This window comes from Blochmannia endosymbiont of Camponotus sp. C-003, from assembly GCF_023585685.1.
Classification (GTDB): Bacteria; Pseudomonadota; Gammaproteobacteria; order Enterobacterales; family Enterobacteriaceae; genus Blochmanniella.
Map to the genome: position 1 here is coordinate 459,014 of NZ_CP097764.1, position 22,531 is coordinate 481,544.

A 22,531-nucleotide genomic window follows, 5' to 3' on the forward strand; every position below is an offset into this window, starting at 1 on the left:
ACGGATTCAATATATTTCATACTCATAAAAACTAAAATTCTTTTTTTAGCCAATTATTTACTTTTCTTATCCAACTTTTAATTGTTATTCTTTTTTCTATGTCTATCTCATTATTTAAATGAGATTCTTTTCCATAATGTAATAATCCAATAACAGTAGAATACTGAGGTCTTTTTATATCATCTGTTATTCCGTTTGTATTTATAGAAGATGCAATACGAACTTGTGTATGAAATACTTTTTGAGCGCAAGCGGACAATCCATCTATAAGAGATGCTCCTCCGGTTAATACAATTCCTGCTGCAAGATGATGTTTAATATTAAGTTGACGCAGTTGTGATTGTAACTGTAATATTTCTTTATTAACCAACATCATTAATTCAATGTATCGAGGTTCAATGATTTCTGCCAACATATGACGTTGCAAAATACGAGGTGGTCTGCCCCCGACACTTGGAACTTCGATATTTTCTCCTTTGCTGATTAAGGATTCTAAAGCACAGCCGTAACGAACTTTAAGTATTTCTGCGTCCGATAATGGAGTGCCGAAAGCATAGGCAATATCACTAGTAACTACATTTCCAGCATATGGGATGACTTTAGTATGGCGTAAAGCTCCAGCAGTATATATTGCTATGTCCATGATGCCACCACCCAGATCTACAACACAGACACCTAACTCACGTTCATCTTCTGTTAAGACAGCATGGCTTGAAGCTAATCCAGAAAATATCAATTGATCTACCTGTAATCCACATCGTTCTACTGCTTTGACGATATTTTTAGCCATATCATTATGACAAGTAATTAAATGGACTTTAGCTTGCATTCTAACTCCAGATAACCCAACTGGATTTTTAATGCCTTCTTGATAATCAATAGCGTAATCTTGTGGAATTACATGTAATATTCGATGTTCATCACGCACTCTAACTGATTTAGCTATGTGCACTACATTATCCACATCCGATTGTGTTACTTCTTCTTCTGAAATAGGTACCATACCTATTTCATTTTTACAACTAATATGTTTTCCAGATAAAGAAAGATAAACAGACGAAATTTGACAACCTGCCATCAGTTCTGATTGATTGATAGAATATTGTACGCATTTTATTACTGATTCTAAATTGTTCACTCCTCCTTTGTCCATACCACGTGACGGACAATGTCCTAATCCAATAATATTGACTATTCCATCAGGCAAAATTTCACCTATCATCGTAGCAACTTTAGCTGTGCCAATTTCTAATCCTACTAGTAATTTTTTATCTGAAGCCTTGATCATATTTTGTGATTGCCTTTATTTATTTTTTTCTTCTATTTATTACAAAGTATAAGGGTGATCGATTTTATCCCCATCTTACAGAAAATCCTGAACGATAACGTAAATCTATATAATCAATATACTTTTTATTGTCGTTCATTTTATGAATAAGAATAGGATAAATTTTAATGAAATAATATAATCGTTCGATCATATTATTTCTACCTAATTTTAGATGAATATCATCTTGTAAAATCAATTGCCATGAATAGCGTGTATCCATGTGTAGTGATTTTACTTGAAATTTAACAGATTTTAATATTTCATTGAACACATAATAATTAGCTAATACATTTTTTTCGCTGCCTTCTGGCCCATACAAAGATGGCATTGTTTTTTTATCATCATCTCGATATTCTTTAGGTACTCTAAATATAATTCCTGTTGTACTAATTGTTTGAAAATTGTTCCAGTATGCTAAAGGAACATATTCTACTATATGAATTTTTAACGTATCTGGCCATTGTTTCCTGACGCTAACTTGCTGAATCCATGACAAACTTTCAATTTGTTTTTGAATAACATTTACATCCTGTGTTATAAACGCACCTAATACTCTTAGCTTTACTATGAGTTGATTAATATCAATATCAGTAGTATAATGTCGTTTTCCGGTGAACATAATGTAAGATATAGGGCCACAATAAGAATTATGAATCCATGTTCTTACTTTGTGAGTACTCCAAGCAATACTAATGATAGCGATAGAGATTAGTATCCAATTTAATAATTGATGCTGATATCTATATTTCTGTTTTGAACCATATTTAATTATCACTCAATTTATGTACGTTCAACCCTGATTGAGGTGTATTAATAAATCCACTTTTATATATTATTTTGCTCATAAAAAAATTACTATTGTTCTATTTATTCTCACATTTCATTATTTGATACAATTAAGAATCATCTATGATCACATATTGATTATAATATTAATCATGTTTAACGATTAATCTACGCACAACTTCCCCTACTGTACCAGCTCCTTGAATTAAGAGCAAATCGTTATTTCTTAAGAATTGAACTAATGCGCTTGATAATGTTTGCGTATTCGGTATAAATATTGGATTAACCTTACCATATGCTCGAATCGCACGACACAAAGATTGACTATTCACTCCTAAAATAGGTGGTTCTCCAGCAGAATAAACATTTAATATTAAAAGAATATCCACATTAGAAAGTATACCAACAAACTCATGATATAGTTCTTTTATACGTGTATATCGATGAGGCTGAAATACCATAATCAATCGTCTATCAGGCCATCCAGTTCGAATCGTTGCAATAGTAGCATGTAACTCAGCCGGATGATGTCCATAATCATCTATTAACAGAATTTTTCCTGTTTGACCATTGATCTTATTTAAAGAATAATGACCTAAATTTTCAAAACGTCGATGTGTTCCTTGAAAATCCAACATAGTTTTAAGAATAATTCTATCACTAATCCCTTCTTCAGTTGCTACTGCAATAGCAGCTGTAGCATTCAGTGCATTATGATAACCAGGAGCATTTAAAGTAACTTGTAATTTTGTTTGATTGGAACGTAATATAGTAAAATTACTTTTGTCTATATTTTGATGGTAATTAAAAATATGTAAATCAGCATTTTTATGAAAACCATAAGTGATTGTTTTTCTGTTAATTTTAGGTAGAATTTCACAAATTACTGGATCATCGAGACATACTATAGCATATCCATAGAATGGTAGATTATGTACAAAATTAATAAATGCTTGTTTAAGATATTTAAAATTTCCTTGATACTGATGTATATGATCAGTATCAATATTGGTAATCACCTCCACCATGGGATGCAAATGCAAAAATGAATTATCACTTTCATCTGCTTCTACGATTAAATAACGACCATATCCAATTCGAGCATGTGCATTTTCCGATTTTATTATACCTCCGTTTATAAACGTCGGATCTAATCCTGCTGCAATGTAAATACTAGCTATCATTGTTGTAGTAGTGGTCTTTCCATGCGTTCCAGAAATAGCTATTCCATACTTAAATCTCATTAATTCGGATAACATTTCCGCCCGTTGAATAATGGGAATACGAGCTTGTTGAGCAGCTAAAATTTCAGGATTATTTGGATAAATAGCACTAGATATAACCACAACGTTAGCATTATTTATATTACTATATTTATGACCAATATAGATTGTTACTCCTAATCTAAATAAGCGACGTGTTATACTATTGTGCATAATATCAGATCCGGTGATACAGTAACCTTCGTGTACTAATATTTCTGCAATTCCACCCATACCCACACCACCTATACCAACGAAATGTATTTGTTTAATGCGATTCATCATTGGCATGGCATTGTTCGGTCCGAAACATAGTATATTCGACATATCTATTCAATATACTTTTAATGTTTTTCTATTTATCAAAATGGAATGTAATTCATATATTTATTTTTTTAGGTATTCAATTATTGTCTGAGAAACTTGTTGAGTTGCATTAGGTATGGCTATACTTCTAGCGCGTTGCGCCATACTACATAATGTTTTTCGATCCCAAGATGATAACATTGTACTTACAGTATCACTTGTAAAATTTTGTTGTTCAATAATTTTTGCCGCCCCCACCTGTACTAATGGTACCGCATTCCAATATTGCTGACGATCTTTATGATGTATAAAAGGCACAAATATTGCTGGCAACCCTACAACAGATACCTCGCTTACTGTTAATGCTCCAGCGCGGGATATCAGTATATCTGCCCACGCGTATGCTTGAGCTATATCATCAATAAATTTTACAATTCTATGATAGCTTTGTTTTATTTTTCGATAAGCCCGTGTTACTTTTTTAAAATCTTGTTCTCCAACTTGGTGCCATATGATTAATTTATTAGATAATTTTTCAGCCATATTTGGAATAATTTTATTTAATATGTGTGCGCCTTGGCTGCCTCCAATCACTAAAACACGAATAGGACCAACACGACCTTTCCATCGCTTAGATGGATTTGGAACAGCTAATATCGTATGTCGTATTGGATTACCTACTATTTTAGCATTAGGAAAAGTACCAGGAAATCCTTGCAACACTTTTTTAGAAAAAATTGACAAATACCGATTGGTTAACCCAATAACTCTATTTTGTTCGTGTATTATCAATGGTATCCCACACGTCCATGCTGCTAATCCACCGGGCCCAGAAACATATCCACCCATTCCTAATACTATATCAGGTTGCCAATATTTTATAATTTTTCGTGCTTGATATATTGCTAAAAAAATAAAAAACAGCATAGTACACTTAATGTGCAATTTTTCTCCACACCACTTTTTAATATAAATAAATTTAATATCAATACCATATTGAGGCACTAATTTAGCTTCAATACGATCTGAAGTGCCCAGCCAAACAACTTGATATCCATTATTAATTAGATAATGGGCCACTGACAATCCCGGAAATACATGCCCTCCGCTGCCACCTGCTACGATCATAATTTTCTTTTTTTGATTCATTTTTTAATGCGCTTCAAAAAAGCTTGATTTTTAGATAAACGTGTCTCGAAATCTATTCTTAACAACTGCATGCTTGCCATGACTGTAATCAGAAAGCTAGATCCTCCATAACTAATAAATGGTAATGTTAATCCTTTTGTGGGCAATATTCCACTGACAGTGCCTATATTAATAAAAATTTGCAATCCAAACCAAATGCTAATAGAACAAGCTAAAATTCCGGAAAATCTGTGATTAATATTTAAGGCGCAATAACCAATAATCATTCCACGAAACACAATTACAAATAACATAAACAGTACTAAAATTGCTCCAAAATATCCTAATTCTTCCGAAAGAATGGAAAAAATAAAATCAGTATGAGCTTCAGGTAAATATTCTAATTTCAGAACAGAATTTCCTAGTCCCTCTCCAAAACATTTTCCACGACCAAAAGCTATCAATGATTGAGTTAATTGATAACCATTTCCAAATGGATCTCTCCATGGGTCCCAAAAAGTAAATATACGTTGTATGCGATAAGGTTTAATCACAATTAATGGTACAATTAAGAATATATTAAGTATAAAAACCCATATTAACTGACATAATTTAGCGCCAAAAAGAAACAATATAGCCAAAGTAGTAATAAAAAGAATAATAATACTACCAAAATCAGGTTGTGCTAATAATAGTACAGCTAATATAATCATTATTATTATAGGTTTCAATATGCTCCAAAATTTGGCGCGTACTTCTTTTGATTTACGTTCTAAATAGTTAGAAAGATAGCAAATAAAGGATAATTTTGATAGTTCCGCAGGCTGAATACACAATGAACCCCACATTATCCAACGTGATGCTCCATTAGTAGAATTATTTAAAATTAATGCGGCTGTCAACATTATATAACTGCATATCAACATAATAACGCTATATTTCTTCCAAAATATTATGGGTGTTCTTAAAACAAGAACCGATAATAAAAATGTTACACTGTAATAAATAATTACACGTTTTATAAAATAACACGGATCATTCGCTAATCTCAGACCAGTGGGAATTGATCCTGAACTAATAATAACAAAACCAATACTAATTAATCCTAATAATAACCAAAAAAATATACGGTCATATAATACATTAATATTTAATGATTTTTTTTTATCCAACTTTAATGGTTGATTAATAATTTTTGTTTTAAAGAACCTCATTATCTAAATTCTCGAGCAAAATGAGTAAATATAAGTCCACGCATTTCGAATGATTTAAATTGATCCAAACTAGAACAAGCCGGAGATAACAAAACTATATCCTTCGGTTTTACACGACGACTAACAATACGCATTGCTTGAATCATTGTATTTGTAAAAATAACATCACTAAATCCTAATTCCGTCAATAATGATCCATCTTTTCCAAAACAATAAAGATTAATTTTATGTTGTTTAATCAAATGTTTCAAAGAAGAAAAATCAGCTAATTTACCATCACCTCCTAATAGTAAATGTAACGTACCAGATAACATTAAATTGTTGATCGCTTCTTTAGTGGCACTGACATTAGTAGATTTAGAGTCATTAATCCAACTCACTCCATGATTTTTATAAATTAATTGACAACGATGCATTAAACCAGAAAACTGGCGCAACACTTTTAAAGAAATAGAGCGAGGAATATTGATAATATCCGATAATGCCAAAGCAGATAATGCATTTATATAATTAACACGATTATTCATTCTCATTTCAGAACAATTCAGTACATATTTATTGTATGCAACTATCCAAATATGTCCTTTATAATATTTCAGATAATAATCTACAGAATCTTCGTTTTCACTAAAACTTACACAATAATCGTAATCATTATATACAGGCGCTGTTAAAGGATCTAAAGCATTCATCACACAAATTTTAGTATTTTTATAAATTCTTTGCTTAGACAACCAATATTGTTTTAATCCACCAGGATAATGATCCATATGATCTTCGCTAACATTTAAAATTACAGCTGCTATCGTATGTAAACTATAGGTTGTATCTAGTTGAAAACTCGAAAGCTCTAATATATATAATTGATATGATTTATTAAGTAAAGAAAGCACAGGCACACCTATATTCCCTGCTACACCAACACGCCATCCAATACTTCTAACCATTGTAGCAACCAATTGAGTTACTGTGCTTTTTCCATTAGATCCAGTAATAGCTATTATCGGTGCAGTTACTTCACGAGCAAATAATTCAATATCACCAATAATTTCTATTCCTAATTTTAAAGCTTCAATTAAAATTGGATGATCTAATCGTACTCCAGGACTAATTACAATCAATGTAGCACTCAACAACCACATATCATTAAATGCTCCTAAGTGATACTGTACAGCATGTGGTAATTTTTTTATCCCCGGAGGACATATACGGGTATCTATTACTTTCGGTATCACACCACGATCTAAAAAAAAATTGACACAAGATAAACCCGTTATCCCTAAACCAATAATTACAACTTGTGATCCTCGGTAATTACGCATATTTTTATTGACGCATCTTCAAAGTGATTAATCCAAAAAAAACCAACACTAAAGATATTATCCAAAATCGAACTATAATCCGAGGTTCTGGGTAACCCTTTAGTTCAAAATGATGATGAATGGGTGCCATTTTAAATATTCGTTTTCCAAATAATTTAAAATAACTTATTTGTAGGATCACAGATAAAGTTTCTATTACAAACATACCGCCCATAATTAATAATAAACATTCTTGACGCAACAACACTGCAATCACTCCGAGCGCACCCCCAAGTGATAAGGAACCTATATCACCCATAAATATTTGAGCAGGATAAGTGTTAAACCATAAAAAACCAAGCCCAGCTCCAATGATAGCAGAACATATGATTACTAATTCTCCAGAAAAGTAGATATAAGGAAGATTTAGATAACTAGCAAAGTGAAGATCGTTGCTCATCCATGCAGCTACAGCTAATCCAGCGGCAATGGATATTATAGGCATAATCGCCAACCCATCTAAACCATCAGATAGATTTACGGAATTACTTGTTCCAACAACAACAAAATATGCTAGAAAAATATACCAAATACCTAATTCTGGCATAAAATTTTTAAAAAATGGCACTATCAATTGTGTAGATGTAGGACTACGATCTGACACAAAGATAATTATGACTAAAGTTAAAGCGACCAATGATTGCCAAAAATATTTATGTAATGCACTCAAACCTGAAGAACTTTTCTTTTTAATTTTTAAAAGGTCATCAATTAAACCCAATATTCCATATGTTATTAGTATAAATGCTACATACCATATATATATATTTGATAAATCAGCGCACATCATTACTGATATGGCAATAGATAGAAGCATCGCGATTCCACCCATAGTAGGTGTACTTTTTTTTTGAGTATGTGATTGTGGCCCATCACAACGTACTATTTGAAAAAAACGCAAATTATGACACCATGTAATTGTATAGTAACCTATCCCTAAAGAAATAAACAATGCTAATATAAAACTAATAATAGCTCTGAAAGTTAAATGATAAAAAATATTAAATTTGGATGAATACAGTACTAATACATTCTCTGTTAGCCAAAATAATATTTTGATCCATCCCGAATAGCATCTATTATTTGCTCCATTTTAAAAGCACGTGATCCTTTTATTAACACACTAATTGATTGATGATTAGATAACATTTGCTTGATATAAATAATTAATTTATTTTTATTTTGAAAATGTTTTCCTTTTCCACATATTTTAGATATAAAATAGCTGACGCTGCCTATGGTAAGAATTTTATTAATATTTGTCGTTGCGATTAATTTTCCAATATAGCAATGATACTTAATTGATTTATATTTTCCTAATTCTAACATGTCACTAACTACCAATATACGATATCCTGGCATGGTAGTTAGCACGTGAATAGCAGATATCATAGAACCAACATTTGAATTATAAGTATCATCTAATAATAATTTACCTTGACCTAAAATAATTGGAAATAACCTTCCAGGTAACATTTTTATATTTTCTAATCCATACACTACCTCTGATAAACCTGCTCCTACAGAAAATGCAATAGCGCTAGCAGCTAAAGCATTAGCCACATTATGTATTCCTAACATTGATAAAACTACCGGAGAAGTTCCATATGGGGTATGCAACATAAATCGTGTTCCATTTTTTTTAACAACAATATTGCTTGCAAAAAAATCTATACCTACGTTAGTACATACAGAAAAAAACCATATAAATTTCCCCTTCAACGATTTACGCCATACGGACAAAGCATGACTGTCAGCATTTATAATACCTGTTCCGTTTGAATCTAATGTAGCAAAAATTTTCCCTTTTTCTTTGCCTATTTCAGATAATGATTTGAAACCTGATAAATGTGCAGGATAAACATTGTTTACTAAAGCTATATTAGCGGAAACTATCTTACTTAATTGAGCAATTTCTCCAGGAGAACTGGATCCTAATTCGATAATCGCAAAATTGTTTTTTTTTGTTAAACGTAATAAAGTAATTGGAACCCCAACTGTGTTATTTAAGTTACCTTGTGTTGCTATTATATTTCCACACCCTTTTAATATAGACGCAGTCATTTCTTTTACTGATGTTTTTCCACTCGATCCAGTTATAGCAATAACTTTTGCTGATGTTTGTTGGCGCACCCAACGCGCCAACGTTATTAAAGCGCAACGAGTATCAGGAACTATTAATTGCGGAACATCTAATAATACATGATGATTTACTAACAATGCTTGAGCACCAGCAGCAATTGCTTGATTTGTAAAATCATGACCGTCAAAACGTTTACCTATTAACGCTATGAACATACATTTTTTGTAAATAATATTCGAATTAATAGTGATCTCATGAATCATTAAATCCATACCAATATATTTAGCATGTAAAACTGGCGCTATTTCATGTAAACTAAATGGAATCATGATGTATTGCTCTTTAAAAAATTTTTTACTATGTATTGATCAGAGTGATATATGACATTATTTTCGATGATTTGGTATTTTTCATGACCTTTTCCAGCGATCAAAATTATGTCTTCTAAAGAAGCTTTCAAAATAGCAGTTTGTATCGCACAGTAACGATTTTTAATAATTTTGATGATTTTTTTTGGATATGATGGTATGCCACAAGTAATATCATTTATAATCGATTGCGGTTCTTCCATACGCGGATTATCATTAGTAATAATTATACAATCAGCATACTGATTCGCAATATAACCCATTAAAGCACGTTTACTTGAATCTCTGTTACCTCCGCACCCAAAAACACACCATAGTTGACCATAACAAAATCGTCTAATTGAAATTAGCGCTTTTTTTAATGCATCCGGAGTATGCGCATAATCTACTATAACCGTAGGATATCCATGAGAACGAAATACTTCCATTCTACCAACTACCGGTAGTAGTTGTGATGATGTATGTACCAATAATGACAAAGGATACCCTAATACTAACAACGTACCTAAAGCTAATAATACATTGCTAACGTTAAATTCCCCTATCAATTGACTACGAATTACTCCGTTGCCCCAACTTGAATCAAACATTATATCTGTGCCATGAATATGATAATTTACCTTAACCCCACGTATCCATTTACCTTTCCAAAAATATGGCAAATTACTCGTTGCTGTTACTGCAATTGCTTGAGGACAATTATATAACCATCGATAACCAATGGGATCATCAGCATTAATTACATATTTTTCTACACATAATTCATTAAATAGCCTCCATTTAGACATAGAATATTGCATAACGTTACCATGATAATCTAAGTGATCATGGCTTAAATTAGTAAATATAGCTACTTTGAAATACAAAGCATCCACACGATATTGATCTAATCCATGTGATGATACTTCCATAGCAACAAATGTAACCTTGTTTTTAACAAACTGAGCTAATATTTTTTGAGCATCAATAGCAGAGCATGTTGTGTTATGAGACATACACATATTATCTAACGTCCCGTTACCTATTGTGCCCATCACAGCGCTTTTTTCCCCCAACAATTGGACCCAACGAGCTAATAAATGTGTTATAGTAGTTTTTCCATTAGTACCAGTAACACCGATTAAATCCAAAAAACGTGATGGATGATTATACAAGCTACCTGCTATATCAGATAAATACCGCGGTAAACGATCAACATAAACTACAGGTATTTTATTTAAATGATAACTATATTTATTAAATATTGCTGTATCATTCCAAGATTCTAATAAAACTGCCGCAGCTCCCTTTTTGATCGCATAGTTAATATATGATCTTCCATCGGTCTTAGAACCTTTAATTGCTACAAATAAATTTCCTAATACAATGTTACGACTATCCAATTCTATTCCTGTTAATGTGGGATTAGTAGGATTGTCAAAAACATATGGCGCAAATAATTTGTATAAATTTCGTAAATCACACATATAATTGTATTTACAAGACCCGATCGATTTATTATGAAATTATTGTAAAAAATCTGGTCTTACATTCATTATTTTTAATGCATTACCCATTACTGCGCTAAAAACTGGAGCAGATACCATATTTCCGTAATAATGACCATTTTTAGGATCATTTATTACTACTGCCAAAGCAAATCTAGGATTACTTGCAGGAGCCACCCCAGCGGTACATGCAATATATTTATTAATATATTTCCCATGTGATCCAACTACCTTGATAGTACCAGTTTTTACGGCAACCCTATATCCTTTAATTGCAGCGTGACAACCACCACTCGGTAATGACACATTTTCCATCATGTCCAACACAGTTCGTACTAAAGATGTGGGAAAAACTTGCTTACCTAGTACCGAAGAAGAATTAATCCGTATAATGGAAAGTGGTCGAGATATTCCCATTCCACCAATAGTAGCATACACTTTAGCTAGTTGTAACGGAGTAATCATTAATCCATATCCATAAGAAAAGGTGGCGCGTTCTATGTCTGACCAACATTTATTATATGGGTATATTCCGTTACTTTCTCCCACTAAGCCTATATTTGTTGATTTACCCATTCCAAAATTTGAATATGTGTTAACCAAAACTGTTGCAGGCATAGCCAATGCTAATTTAGAAACGCCAACATTACTAGACTTTTGTAGTATCTCTCTAATAGTTAATTTTCTACGATATAACACATCTTTAATTCGATGCCCATTTATTATATAAGGTGATGTATTAATAATCGTGTCTTTTGTAATTAGATTATGTTGTAATGCAGCCATAATCACAATAGGTTTTACTGTTGAACCTGGTTCAAACGCATCAGTAATAGCACGGTTACGCATAGCAGATTTATTAACAATAGATAAAAAATCATTTGGATTATATGATGGACTATTCGTCATAGCTAGAATTTCTCCAGTATTAATATCTATCAACACTATACTACCGGATTCTGCTTTATTTATGTGTATAGCATTGTTCAATTCCCGATATGCCACATGTTGAAGGCGTTCGTCAATGCTGAGAATGACATTTTGAGAAGCTTGACCATGATTTAAAATAATTTCTTCAATTGTTCTCCCAAATCTATCTTTTCGCATTGCTCTTGTTTTGGGTTGCCCAGTCAACCAGGCATCAAAACTTTTCTCTATACCTTCAATTCCTTGATTATCTACATCTGTTACTCCTATTAAATGAGCAGTTGTACATCCAGAGGGGTAATATCTTTTTGATCCTGATTGCAAATGTACTCCCGGTAATTTAAGTTGACTGATGTATTTGGAAATAGTAGGGTCAATTTGTCGCGCTAAATACAAAAAATGATCTGTGGTATGATTATTAATGAGAGATGATAGCTTATTTAATGATATAGATAATATTTCGGATAATTCCGTCCAGCGACGGATATCAGCAGCAATACCGCCGTTCTTATTAATTTCTTTAGGATCAATCCAAACCGAATCAGCCGGTATACTAATTGCTAATAGTTTACCCATTCTATCGGTAATACTACCACGAGGAGAAAGTGTACTTTGTACACGTAATGAACGCATGTTACCTTCATTAATCAACTGATCAGAATAGATAATTTGTAAAAAAGTTAATCTTAATAGCAAAACAATTAATACAAAAAAAATACAGCTATATAATACATTAAAACGTTTGCTATTTAAAATTGTTTGAAAATTATAAGATTTAAACTTCATATAACATAAATGATGTTCATCACGTGATGAACTATAGCCTATGTAACTAATATTTTTATTTATTGCATAACAAATTTTTATAAATCAATACAATGTATTATCTTGAGTTAGTTCTGCATAACGCATTTGTAATTTATCTATAGCGATGCGTTCAATACGATTATGGTGAGATAATATTTTTTCTTCAAGAATTAAACTTCTCCATTCAGCATCTAAATTATTTTTTTCTAATACAAGATTCTCGCGATCTATAATCATAGATCTAGTTTGATAAGTTACTAAAACAACCAACATTGCTGATATTAATACTAACAACAATAAAAGTAATTGCCACTTACCATATAAATATAAATCATCATAAATAATATTAACAAGAGTATATTGTTTCTTTTCCATCATATTCACATCACTAATTTTTCAGCGCAACGTAATATTGCACTACGAGCACGTATATTTCTTTTAATTTCTTGCTTTGAAGGTGTTAATTTTCCTATATTTTTTAATTGACACTTACTTTTATATTGATTAAATATTTGATTATTTGTTAACGGGATCTTGGGAGGAATAGACCAAACACAACTATGTTCACGAATGAAGTATTTTACTAACCGATCTTCTAGAGAATTAAAACTAATTACTACCAACCTGCCTCTCGGAGCCAATATAACCAATGCATCTTTTAATACTTGTGTTATTTCTTCTAATTCATTATTAATATACATTCTAATTGCGAGAAAACTCTTAGTTGCAAGATGCTTACGCATATTACGTAGCGGAATAGCATCACAGATTAATTTAGATAAAACAATTGAGCGTATAATAGGTGTATGTTGTCTTTTAGATACTAAAACTTTAGCAATATTTTTTGAAAATCTTTCTGCTCCAAAAATTTTTAAAACCCAAGCAATATTTTCTTGAGATGCCTTCGATAGCCATTCAGCCGCAGATATTCCATTGCTAATATCCATCCGCATATCCAGTAAACCATCTTGCATAAATGAAAATCCTCTGCTGCAATCATTTATTTGATACGTACTTATCCCTAAATCCAGTAAAATGCCATCCACTAATCCAATTAGTCCTACATTTTTAACATATTTGATCGTTTTAGAAAACGAACTATGTATTATAGTAAATCTATCATCTTGTTCAGCAATGCACTTTCCAATTTTTATTGCTAATAAATCTTTATCCATTGCTAACAGACGACCTTGTTTATTTAATTGAGACAAAATTAATTTAGAATGACCTCCTGAACCAAACGTTCCGTCAATATATATTCCTGTTGAATTAATATTCAATAACTGTATCGCTTCATGTAGCAATACACTTTTATGAGTGTAGTTAATATGGAACATGTATATAATAACCAAAAAATATAGATAACAATATGCGTGTTTAATACAATCTGAAATACCTAACAATAAAAATTGTCAGATACATAACATTTTATATTTTATAGTACTAAGTGTTTATAGAAACTTCAATTAGAATAGATTTTATATCTTATATTCAAAACATAAAATTGCACATTTTTAATCTAAAAATTCAAAAAACACTATTATCAATAATAATAACATAAAAAAACAATCTTAAAAAATATTATAGTACTGTTGTATTAACATTTCCCTGCCAATAGTATTAGTAGTTGACAAACCATATTTAATAGATTTAAAATAAATTTAATGTAATAAATTATTATTTAAATCTGATGTTATTAGTTCGTAATCAGTGTATTATTAATTCAGATATTATATATCTATCTCAAACATTCATGAGAGATAAATAATCATGAGTCAAAAAGTCATTATTTTTGATACAACTTTACGAGACGGCGAACAAGCTCTACAAGCGAGTTTAAACGTAAAAGAAAAATTGCAAATTGCTTTTGCTTTAGAACGATTGGGAGTAGATATTATGGAAGTTGGATTTCCAGTATCTTCTCCAGGAGATTTTGAATCGGTTCATACGATAGCCAAACACATAAAAAATAGTTTAGTATGCGCCCTAGCCAGATGTGTCGATAACGATATTGATATTGCAGCAGAGGCATTAAAAGTTGCAAAAAATTTTCGCATTCATATATTCCTACCCACCTCCTTTGTACATATTCAATCTAAATTGAAAAAAAACTTTGATCAGATTATAGAAATGACCATTCATGCAATACAGTATGCAAGGAAATACACTGATAACATAGAGTTTTCTTGCGAAGACGCTGGACGTACCAATATAGATAATTTATGTCTTATTGTTGAAATTGCTATTCAATCCGGAGCAAGTACAATTAATATTCCCGATACAGTAGGCTATACCACTCCATACCAGTTTGGGAAAATTATCACTTCTTTATATAATCGTGTCCCTGTCATTGATAAAGCTATTATTTCTGTTCACTGTCACAATGATTTAGGGATGGCAGTTGGCAATTCTATTTCAGCTATACAAGCAGGAGCTCGTCAAATTGAAGGTACCATAAATGGTATTGGTGAACGAGCAGGAAATACTGCTCTAGAGGAAGTAATTATGGCCATCAAAGTACGAGAAGATTTACTGAATGTATGCACTAATATTCATTATCAAGAAATTTATAGAACTAGTCAAGTAGTAAGTCAATTATGTAATATGCCTATTCCAGCTAATAAAGCAATAGTTGGGTCAAATGCTTTTTCTCATTCTGCAGGTATTCATCAAGATGGTATACTAAAAAATAGGGAAAACTATGAAATTATGACTCCCGAAACTATTGGTCTAAAGGATTTTAAATTAAACCTTACATCTCGATCTGGAAGAGCAGCAGTAAAATATCATATGAAAACAATGGGTTATCAAGACAGTGATTACGACATGGATAAATTATATGATGTTTTTCTAGAATTAGCAGATAAAAAGGGACAAGTATTTGATTACGATCTCGAGGCATTAGCATTTATTAATAATCAACAAGAACAATCGGAATTCTTCAGATTAAAATGTTTTCATGTACATTCTAGCTCTTCTGGAATTGCTCACGCTTCAGTAAAATTATATTGTGGAAACAACATATGTTCTTATTCAACGAATGGTAATGGACCAGTAGATGCAATTTATAAAGCATTAACTCGCATCGCTAAGTTGTCTACTATAAATTTAGAGAGATACCAACTGAATGCAAAAGGACATGGTCGTAACGCGTTAGGGCAAGTAGATATTGTTGTATCATATAAAGGACGCAATTTTCATGGAGTTGGATTAGATACAGATGTAATAGAATCTTCAGTGAAAGCCATGATTCATGTTTTAAATAATATTTGGCGATCGAAACAAGTGATAATCCAACGAAAATATATAAAAAACAATAATAATAATAATCAGTAATTTGGAAAACCTAAATACTTATGAACAATAATAATTATTATATTGCAATATTACCAGGAGATGGAATTGGACCGGAAACTACAAGACAAGTTTATAAAATTTTAGATGTAATAAAAAAACAATTTCAAATCAATATTGTTACTACAGAACATAAAATAGGAGGAGATGCAATTAATAGCGAAGGTACACCTCTTCCAAGTAATACTTTAAAATATTGTGAACAATCGGATGCTATATTGTTTGGAGCGGTGGGAGGGCCACAATGGACGCACTTAAAAGGATCAGAACAACCAGAACAAGGGGGTTTATTAACTTTACGCAAACACTTTAATTTATTCGCTAATTTAAGACCTATATATCTTTCTGATGCATTAAAAGAATTATCTCCTTTAAATACGAATAGAATTACAAATGGAATTGATGTTATATTTGTACGTGAGTTAACCGGAGGTATTTACTTTGGCAAACCAAAAGGACGTGGAGGTACAGGTTTACATGAATATGCTTTTGATACTACGGTTTATCATCGTTTTGAAATAGAACGTATTAGCAAGATTGCTTTTAAATTAGCTCAAAAAAGACGCAAACGTGTGTCTTCTGTAGACAAAGCTAACGTACTACATACTTCTATGTTATGGAGAGAAGTAGTATCACAAATCTCTCAAAATTATCCAGATGTTGAATTAGAACACTTATATATTGATAATGCCAGCATGCAATTGATAAACAATCCTTCTAAATTTGATATTATTCTGTGTCCAAATTTATTTGGAGATATTTTATCTGATGAATGTGCTATGATAAGCGGATCCATTGGTATGTTGCCTTCTGCTAGTATCAATGAGCACAACTTTGGTTTGTATGAACCTGCCGGAGGATCAGCTCCGGATATTGCAGGAAAAAATATCGCTAATCCTATCGCACATATCCTCTCTGTTGCATTGTTATTTAGATATAGTTTAAAATTAAGTTATATTGCAACTGAAATTGAAAAAGCAGTTGATCAAGCGTTAATATTAGGATATCGAACAATTGATATAGCAAAAAAATATGAAAAAAGCATAGGAACCAATGAAATGGGTGACGTTATAGCTGATTTAATTAAAAACAAAAGAGAAAAATAATATTGGAAAATCCTTATACCAAAAGTTATACGATGCACATATAGTTTATAAAAATAAAGATGATATTCCAATATTATACATTGATAGACATTTATTGCATGAAGTCACGTCACCCTAAGCTTTTGAAGCGCTACGTTTAAGAAAACGTAGCGTTAAGCAACCAAATAAAACGTTTGCCACTATGGATCATAACGTGCCCACTACAACAAAAAACATTAATGATTCTGGAGATATGGCCAAAGCACAATTAAATAGATTAACAAAAAATTGTAAAGATTTTGGAATTACGTTATTTGATTTAAATCATCCTTATCAAGGAATAGTTCATGTTTTAGCTCCAGAGCAAGGCATCACGTTACCCGGTATGACTATTGTATGCGGAGACTCTCATACCGCTACTCATGGAGCTTTCGGTGCTTTGGCTTTTGGAATTGGAACATCAGAAATAGAACATGTGTTAGCAACGCAAACTTTAAAACAAATTCGATATAAATCAATGCAAATTAACCTTTTTGGCATTATTGCTCCCCAAATTACAGCTAAAGATATAATTTTAGCAGTTATTGGAAAAATTGGACATGGAGGAGGATCTGGTCATGTAGTAGAGTTTTGTGGGTCTATTATTACTTCCTTTAGCATGGAAGAACGTATGACCCTGTGTAATATGGCTATTGAGATGGGAGCAACTTCCGCTTTAATAGCTCCAGATAACATTACTTATGATTATTTAAAAAACCGTAAATTTTCTCCAACCGGAAAAAATTGGGAACAAGCGCTATTATATTGGAAAACTTTATATTCTGACCACGATGCTCACTTCGATAAAAGATTTGATTTTGATGTATCTAATATTAATCCACAAGTAACCTGGGGAACTAATCCTAGTCAGGTCATCTCTATTGATCAACCTATTCCATCTTTGGAATCTTTTAAAGATCTTATAGAACGCAACTCTGCTGAACGCGCCTTAATTTATATGCAACTTCAACCTAATACTTATTTAACAGATATTTCTGTTGATAAAGTATTCATAGGGTCATGTACCAACTCACGCATTGAAGATTTACGTATAGCAGCACAAACAATTAAGGGTCATCATATTTCTAAAAATACACAAGCCATTGTAGTACCGGGGTCTAAATTAGTAAAAAATCAAGCAGAAAAAGAAGGGTTAGATAAGATTTTTATACAAGCAGGATTCGAGTGGCGTTTACCTGGTTGTTCTATGTGCCTAGCTATGAACAATGATAAACTGGAAGTAGGTGAGCGTTGCGCTTCTACTAGCAATCGAAATTTTGAAGGTCGTCAAGGTCGTGGGAGCCGTACTCATTTAGTAAGCCCAGCAATGGCAGCGGGCGCTGCCATTGCTGGGCGCTTTATAGATATCCGAAAATTAAAATAATATATATATATATATATTATATACATATAGGACATATGATACATATGATTCAATTTACGCAGCACACTGGTATAGTTCTACCACTGGATATTTCTGATATTGACACTGACAACATAATCCCAAAACAATTTTTAAAAACCATTACTCGATCTGATTTTGGATTATATTTGTTTTTCAATTGGCGTTTTATCGAAAATACACCGAAAATATTAAATCCAAATTTTATATTAAATGACCCACATTACAAACACGCTAGCATTTTGCTAACCCAAAGAAATTTTGGATGTGGATCATCTCGTGAACACGCAGTATGGGCGCTTATAGATTATGGATTCAAAGTGATCATAGCTCCAAGTTTTGCGGATATTTTCCATAAAAATAGTTTTAATAATCGTTTACTACTTATAACTTTGTCAGAGTTAAAAATAAATGATTTGTTTAAAGAAATTGCAACACAAAAAAAAGGTATATCCTTTACTGTAAATTTATACGAACAAATTATTTATACATACGATAAAAAGTACTATTTTGAAATAAATAAGTTTCATAAACATTGTATACTTAACAAAACAGACAATATTAGTTTAACACTACAATATGATGCTGCAATTAAAAAATATGAGAGTAACCAGCCATCGTATTTAAAATAAATTATAATAATGAAAAAAAATAAATATATTGACCGTACATCTGTATATGTGTAAAAATTTAACAATAGTACATATTAGAACAACCAAAGAATTTGTATCAAAATTATCAGGAATATATGTAATAAAATAACATAAATCGAAATATCCATATGTTTATATCATGCACAACAAACGAACAGGATATAGAATAATTCATATAAATACCCCTAACAAATAATGTCTATTATTTGGACACTAATATTTAACACTCAAAAATTCAATATATGCAAATAAATAAAAAAATTTATAAAAATAATTATATTTTAATGTTATTCTAAAAGACATATATTAGAATGCTTGTTCGTATGTACATGACATCGATACCTGCACAGATAGGATACATGAACCCTCAAAATTACAGTATATGTTTATATTTTTTAAATTTTGAGTTTTCATATACAGCACACTACTTATTCAATTTGTTAATAAGATATTTAAAAAATTATGATATTTAATTAACAAGATAATATTCAACAATAAATATACTATATAATATATTTGTTTATCCAATCATAAAGAGCTCGTATTTTTGTTGCACAACACGCAATTAAAATAGTTTAATCAATGATTATTAATTTTTTTTTAAGAACATTATTATTAATTTAATTTTTTTAATATTTTATACTCAATTTTGTTTTTTGGCTTATGCATCTAATTGCGCACAAATTCCTATGATCAACAGTCTTTCTTCTATTGATCAAACTATCTGTGTATTATCCGACGAATTAAATATTTATTATCCTAATAAAATTAAGTTTTCTGGACATGTTAGAATAAAACAAGATCATAACATCTTCATGTCCGACAAACTAATAATATTACTTCAAGAAAAAAACGAATTATTGTACAATACAAAATTATATGCATATGGTCATATTGAGTATAAAAACAGCTATGTTATATTAACTGGAATTCGTGCTTGGATTAATTTTTATAATAAAAATATAGATATTCATGAAGGCACATATCATGTCTTAAAGCCTCCTATTCATGGAACAGCAAATTCTATAATGCAGAGGGGGGAAGGCCGCTATACTATTGTTAAGAAAGGAAAGTGTACTTCTTGTATTTCAAATAAAAATTATTGGAACATAACAGGATCAAAAATTCTTTATGATCATAAAACACACAATATGGATATATGGAATGCTTGTCTTAAAATAAAAAAAATACCAATATTTTACAGCCCCTATTTATCATTATCTTTGCATCAAAACAATATCTTAGGACACTACATACCAAACATTAAATATAGCAATAAAAATGGATTGATCTTAAAAATACCTTGTCCTATTTTTTTTTCAAAACATTGTTCGGGAAGTATTTCCCCATGTTATACATCTCACTTAGGAACAAAATTAGCAACAGAAATATACTATTCAGTTAATCCAGGAACTGGATTATTAATTTTAGATCTTATAGGAAATAATAAAATATATAATAAAAATTTTTCCAATAATTACCATAACAAATATTGGCAACTATATTGGAAACATAACGGCATTATGAACAAAAAATGGCATTTTCATTCTAATTATACCTCGGCTACAGGCTCCGATAATTACATTGAAAACTTTAATATACCAACATATACACATTCTAATAATAATCACATCAACCAAAAAATACTATGCAATTATAGTGATAAAAATTGGAGCGCTAATCTAGCTTATTTTGGTATCACAAATACTAATACCACGATGATTAAAAATCATTCCAATTATAACAAAGCATTGCAATTAGAATTGAACTCATATATTGATTGCATCAATAATCAACCATTTAATTTAAAATTATTCAGTCAATTAACGCAATTTATACCTTCAAATTATCATTACCCAAAAACAATCAGAATACATACAGAACCAACTTTAGATTTCTCAATAAATAATCATTATAGTTATTTTAACAGCGAAGCCAAATTAAGAATAACACATTATCGACAAAAAAATGTAAATCATTACAACAGAATACAAAACCCAGATCATCATTTAAACAATATAGTTAACCGCATCATCCCACAATTTAAAATTAACGGAAAGATGATTTTCAAAGAAAAAACACATATTTCAAAAAAATATAAACATTTCTTAGAACCAAAATTACAATATTTATATGTACCATATCGTTTTCAAGAAAATATCGGTATCTACGATACTGATATGATTCATATAAATCATAATAATTTATTTCGTGACACTACATATAGTGGATTGGATCGTATTTTATCTGTCAATCAAATTACGGGAAATATAGCTATACGATGTTGTAAGAACAAAAACGAACTATTTTACGCGTCTATAGGTCAAATTTTTGATTTGAGACAACTGAATTTCAAACATATAAAAATATCTAAATGTACACAAAAAACTCCTAATATCATGTTATTTTCAGGAATAAGTCATTGGAATATTAACGATTATTGGAATGTAAACACTGAAATGCAATATGATATGCAACATCGTGCATTATCATTTGGGACTATAATATTAGAATACCTAGGTAAAGACAATCAAGTTTTACAAACACATTACAGACATACCAACGAACAATATCTTGAAAAAATACTACCAAACATTAAAGAATCAATATATCACAACACAATTGCTCAATTAGGAATACTTGCTTGTTATCCTTTAATTGATAATTGGAAAGTAAGTTGGGCACATTACCATAACATAAAAACTAATCAACTCATTGATCAAACAATAGGAATACAGTATTATACACCATGTTGGGGAGTGAATATATCTTGTGAGCGAAAAATGATTGATTGGAGTAAAGAATTAAACCGCAGTATATATGATAACAAAATACGATTTGATATCAGAATATATAACTCTACGTCAAATTTTAAAACAAATCCATATAAGATGTTAAACATAGGGGTTTTTCCATATCAACACACATTTTAACCTTAT

At 30.9% G+C, this 22,531-nt stretch carries 16 protein-coding genes and 1 pseudogene; 5 read left to right on the forward strand and 12 right to left on the reverse strand.

Annotation, left to right across the window (positions count from 1 at the left end; translation table 11 throughout):
- Window positions 1–31: 31 nt before the first annotated feature.
- The 12 genes from ftsA to rsmH all read right to left on the reverse strand — a co-directional run bounded on the left by ftsA (window position 32) and on the right by rsmH (window position 14,396).
- Window positions 32–1,288: a cell division protein FtsA gene (ftsA, locus tag M9397_RS01950; protein ID WP_250259582.1), complete on the reverse strand. Its 1,257-nt coding sequence runs from the start codon at window positions 1,286–1,288 to the stop codon at window positions 32–34.
- Between the two features lie 64 nt (window positions 1,289–1,352).
- Window positions 1,353–2,105 carry a cell division protein FtsQ/DivIB gene (locus M9397_RS01955; protein WP_250259584.1) on the reverse strand — a complete coding sequence of 251 codons (753 nt, stop codon included), beginning with the start codon at window positions 2,103–2,105 and terminating at the stop codon, window positions 1,353–1,355.
- 157 nt (window positions 2,106–2,262) lie between these two features.
- Window positions 2,263–3,705 (reverse strand): UDP-N-acetylmuramate--L-alanine ligase, encoded by a 1,443-nt coding sequence (gene murC, locus M9397_RS01960; RefSeq protein ID WP_250259586.1) that lies wholly within the window; start codon window positions 3,703–3,705, stop codon window positions 2,263–2,265.
- 60 nt (window positions 3,706–3,765) lie between these two features.
- Window positions 3,766–4,833, reverse strand: a complete 1,068-nt coding sequence (gene murG / locus M9397_RS01965) for an undecaprenyldiphospho-muramoylpentapeptide beta-N-acetylglucosaminyltransferase (protein WP_250259588.1) — start codon at window positions 4,831–4,833, stop codon at window positions 3,766–3,768.
- Window positions 4,830–6,026, reverse strand: coding sequence for a cell division protein FtsW (gene ftsW, locus M9397_RS01970; RefSeq protein ID WP_250226724.1), 1,197 nt, complete (start codon window positions 6,024–6,026; stop codon window positions 4,830–4,832). Before ftsW ends, murG begins: the two co-directional genes overlap by 4 nt.
- Entirely contained in the window at window positions 6,026–7,348 is a 1,323-nt protein-coding gene (gene murD, locus M9397_RS01975) for a UDP-N-acetylmuramoyl-L-alanine--D-glutamate ligase (RefSeq protein WP_250226725.1), read from the reverse strand. Before murD ends, ftsW begins: the two co-directional genes overlap by 1 nt.
- Window positions 7,349–7,352: 4 nt before the next feature.
- Window positions 7,353–8,441, reverse strand: coding sequence for a phospho-N-acetylmuramoyl-pentapeptide-transferase (mraY, locus tag M9397_RS01980; protein WP_250259874.1), 1,089 nt, complete (start codon window positions 8,439–8,441; stop codon window positions 7,353–7,355).
- Complete coding sequence (gene murF / locus M9397_RS01985) at window positions 8,426–9,799, reverse strand: UDP-N-acetylmuramoyl-tripeptide--D-alanyl-D-alanine ligase (protein ID WP_250259590.1); 1,374 nt, start codon at window positions 9,797–9,799, stop codon at window positions 8,426–8,428. The genes mraY and murF overlap by 16 nt, the downstream gene beginning before the upstream one ends.
- The gene (murE, locus tag M9397_RS01990; RefSeq protein WP_250259592.1) at window positions 9,796–11,304 is read right to left on the reverse strand and encodes a UDP-N-acetylmuramoyl-L-alanyl-D-glutamate--2,6-diaminopimelate ligase; all 1,509 of its coding nucleotides are present in this window, start codon (window positions 11,302–11,304) and stop codon (window positions 9,796–9,798) included. The genes murF and murE overlap by 4 nt, the downstream gene beginning before the upstream one ends.
- Before the next feature lie 39 nt (window positions 11,305–11,343).
- Window positions 11,344–13,038 (reverse strand): peptidoglycan glycosyltransferase FtsI, encoded by a 1,695-nt coding sequence (gene ftsI, locus M9397_RS01995; protein ID WP_250226729.1) that lies wholly within the window; start codon window positions 13,036–13,038, stop codon window positions 11,344–11,346.
- Window positions 13,039–13,122: 84 nt separating this feature from the next.
- On the reverse strand, window positions 13,123–13,437 hold the full coding sequence (gene ftsL, locus M9397_RS02000) for a cell division protein FtsL (RefSeq protein WP_250226730.1): 315 nt from the start codon (window positions 13,435–13,437) through the stop codon (window positions 13,123–13,125).
- 2 nt (window positions 13,438–13,439) lie between these two features.
- Complete coding sequence (gene rsmH / locus M9397_RS02005; RefSeq protein ID WP_250259594.1) at window positions 13,440–14,396, reverse strand: 16S rRNA (cytosine(1402)-N(4))-methyltransferase RsmH; 957 nt, start codon at window positions 14,394–14,396, stop codon at window positions 13,440–13,442.
- A 433-nt stretch (window positions 14,397–14,829) separates the two neighbouring features.
- Between rsmH and leuA the strand changes: the two genes are divergently transcribed.
- From leuA to lptD, 5 genes and pseudogenes are all read left to right on the forward strand, one after another.
- Window positions 14,830–16,395 carry a 2-isopropylmalate synthase gene (gene leuA / locus M9397_RS02010; RefSeq protein ID WP_250259597.1) on the forward strand — a complete coding sequence of 522 codons (1,566 nt, stop codon included), beginning with the start codon at window positions 14,830–14,832 and terminating at the stop codon, window positions 16,393–16,395.
- A 20-nt stretch (window positions 16,396–16,415) separates the two neighbouring features.
- The gene (gene leuB, locus M9397_RS02015; RefSeq protein ID WP_250259599.1) at window positions 16,416–17,519 is read left to right on the forward strand and encodes a 3-isopropylmalate dehydrogenase; all 1,104 of its coding nucleotides are present in this window, start codon (window positions 16,416–16,418) and stop codon (window positions 17,517–17,519) included.
- 1 nt (window position 17,520) lies between these two features.
- Window positions 17,521–18,921 (forward strand): annotated as a pseudogene (gene leuC / locus M9397_RS02020) (3-isopropylmalate dehydratase large subunit).
- A 44-nt stretch (window positions 18,922–18,965) separates the two neighbouring features.
- Entirely contained in the window at window positions 18,966–19,571 is a 606-nt protein-coding gene (leuD, locus tag M9397_RS02025; RefSeq protein WP_250259601.1) for a 3-isopropylmalate dehydratase small subunit, read from the forward strand.
- 677 nt (window positions 19,572–20,248) lie between these two features.
- Window positions 20,249–22,525, forward strand: coding sequence for an LPS assembly protein LptD (gene lptD / locus M9397_RS02030; RefSeq protein ID WP_250259602.1), 2,277 nt, complete (start codon window positions 20,249–20,251; stop codon window positions 22,523–22,525).
- Window positions 22,526–22,531 lie beyond the last annotated feature (6 nt).

What these genes read in the sequence shown, in the direction of transcription:
- ftsA (WP_250259582.1), bottom strand. Translation starts at nt 1,288, where the DNA reads ATGATCAAGGCTTCAGATAAAAAATTACTAGTAGGATTAGAAATTGGC.
- murC (WP_250259586.1), bottom strand. Translation starts at nt 3,705, where the DNA reads ATGTCGAATATACTATGTTTCGGACCGAACAATGCCATGCCAATGATG.
- murG (WP_250259588.1), bottom strand. Translation starts at nt 4,833, where the DNA reads ATGAATCAAAAAAAGAAAATTATGATCGTAGCAGGTGGCAGCGGAGGG.
- ftsW (WP_250226724.1), bottom strand. Translation starts at nt 6,026, where the DNA reads ATGAGGTTCTTTAAAACAAAAATTATTAATCAACCATTAAAGTTGGAT.
- murD (WP_250226725.1), bottom strand. Translation starts at nt 7,348, where the DNA reads ATGCGTAATTACCGAGGATCACAAGTTGTAATTATTGGTTTAGGGATA.
- murF (WP_250259590.1), bottom strand. Translation starts at nt 9,799, where the DNA reads ATGATTCCATTTAGTTTACATGAAATAGCGCCAGTTTTACATGCTAAA.
- murE (WP_250259592.1), bottom strand. Translation starts at nt 11,304, where the DNA reads ATGTGTGATTTACGAAATTTATACAAATTATTTGCGCCATATGTTTTT.
- ftsI (WP_250226729.1), bottom strand. Translation starts at nt 13,038, where the DNA reads ATGAAGTTTAAATCTTATAATTTTCAAACAATTTTAAATAGCAAACGT.
- ftsL (WP_250226730.1), bottom strand. Translation starts at nt 13,437, where the DNA reads ATGATGGAAAAGAAACAATATACTCTTGTTAATATTATTTATGATGAT.
- rsmH (WP_250259594.1), bottom strand. Translation starts at nt 14,396, where the DNA reads ATGTTCCATATTAACTACACTCATAAAAGTGTATTGCTACATGAAGCG.
- leuA (WP_250259597.1), top strand. Translation starts at nt 14,830, where the DNA reads ATGAGTCAAAAAGTCATTATTTTTGATACAACTTTACGAGACGGCGAA.
- leuB (WP_250259599.1), top strand. Translation starts at nt 16,416, where the DNA reads ATGAACAATAATAATTATTATATTGCAATATTACCAGGAGATGGAATT.
- leuD (WP_250259601.1), top strand. Translation starts at nt 18,966, where the DNA reads ATGATTCAATTTACGCAGCACACTGGTATAGTTCTACCACTGGATATT.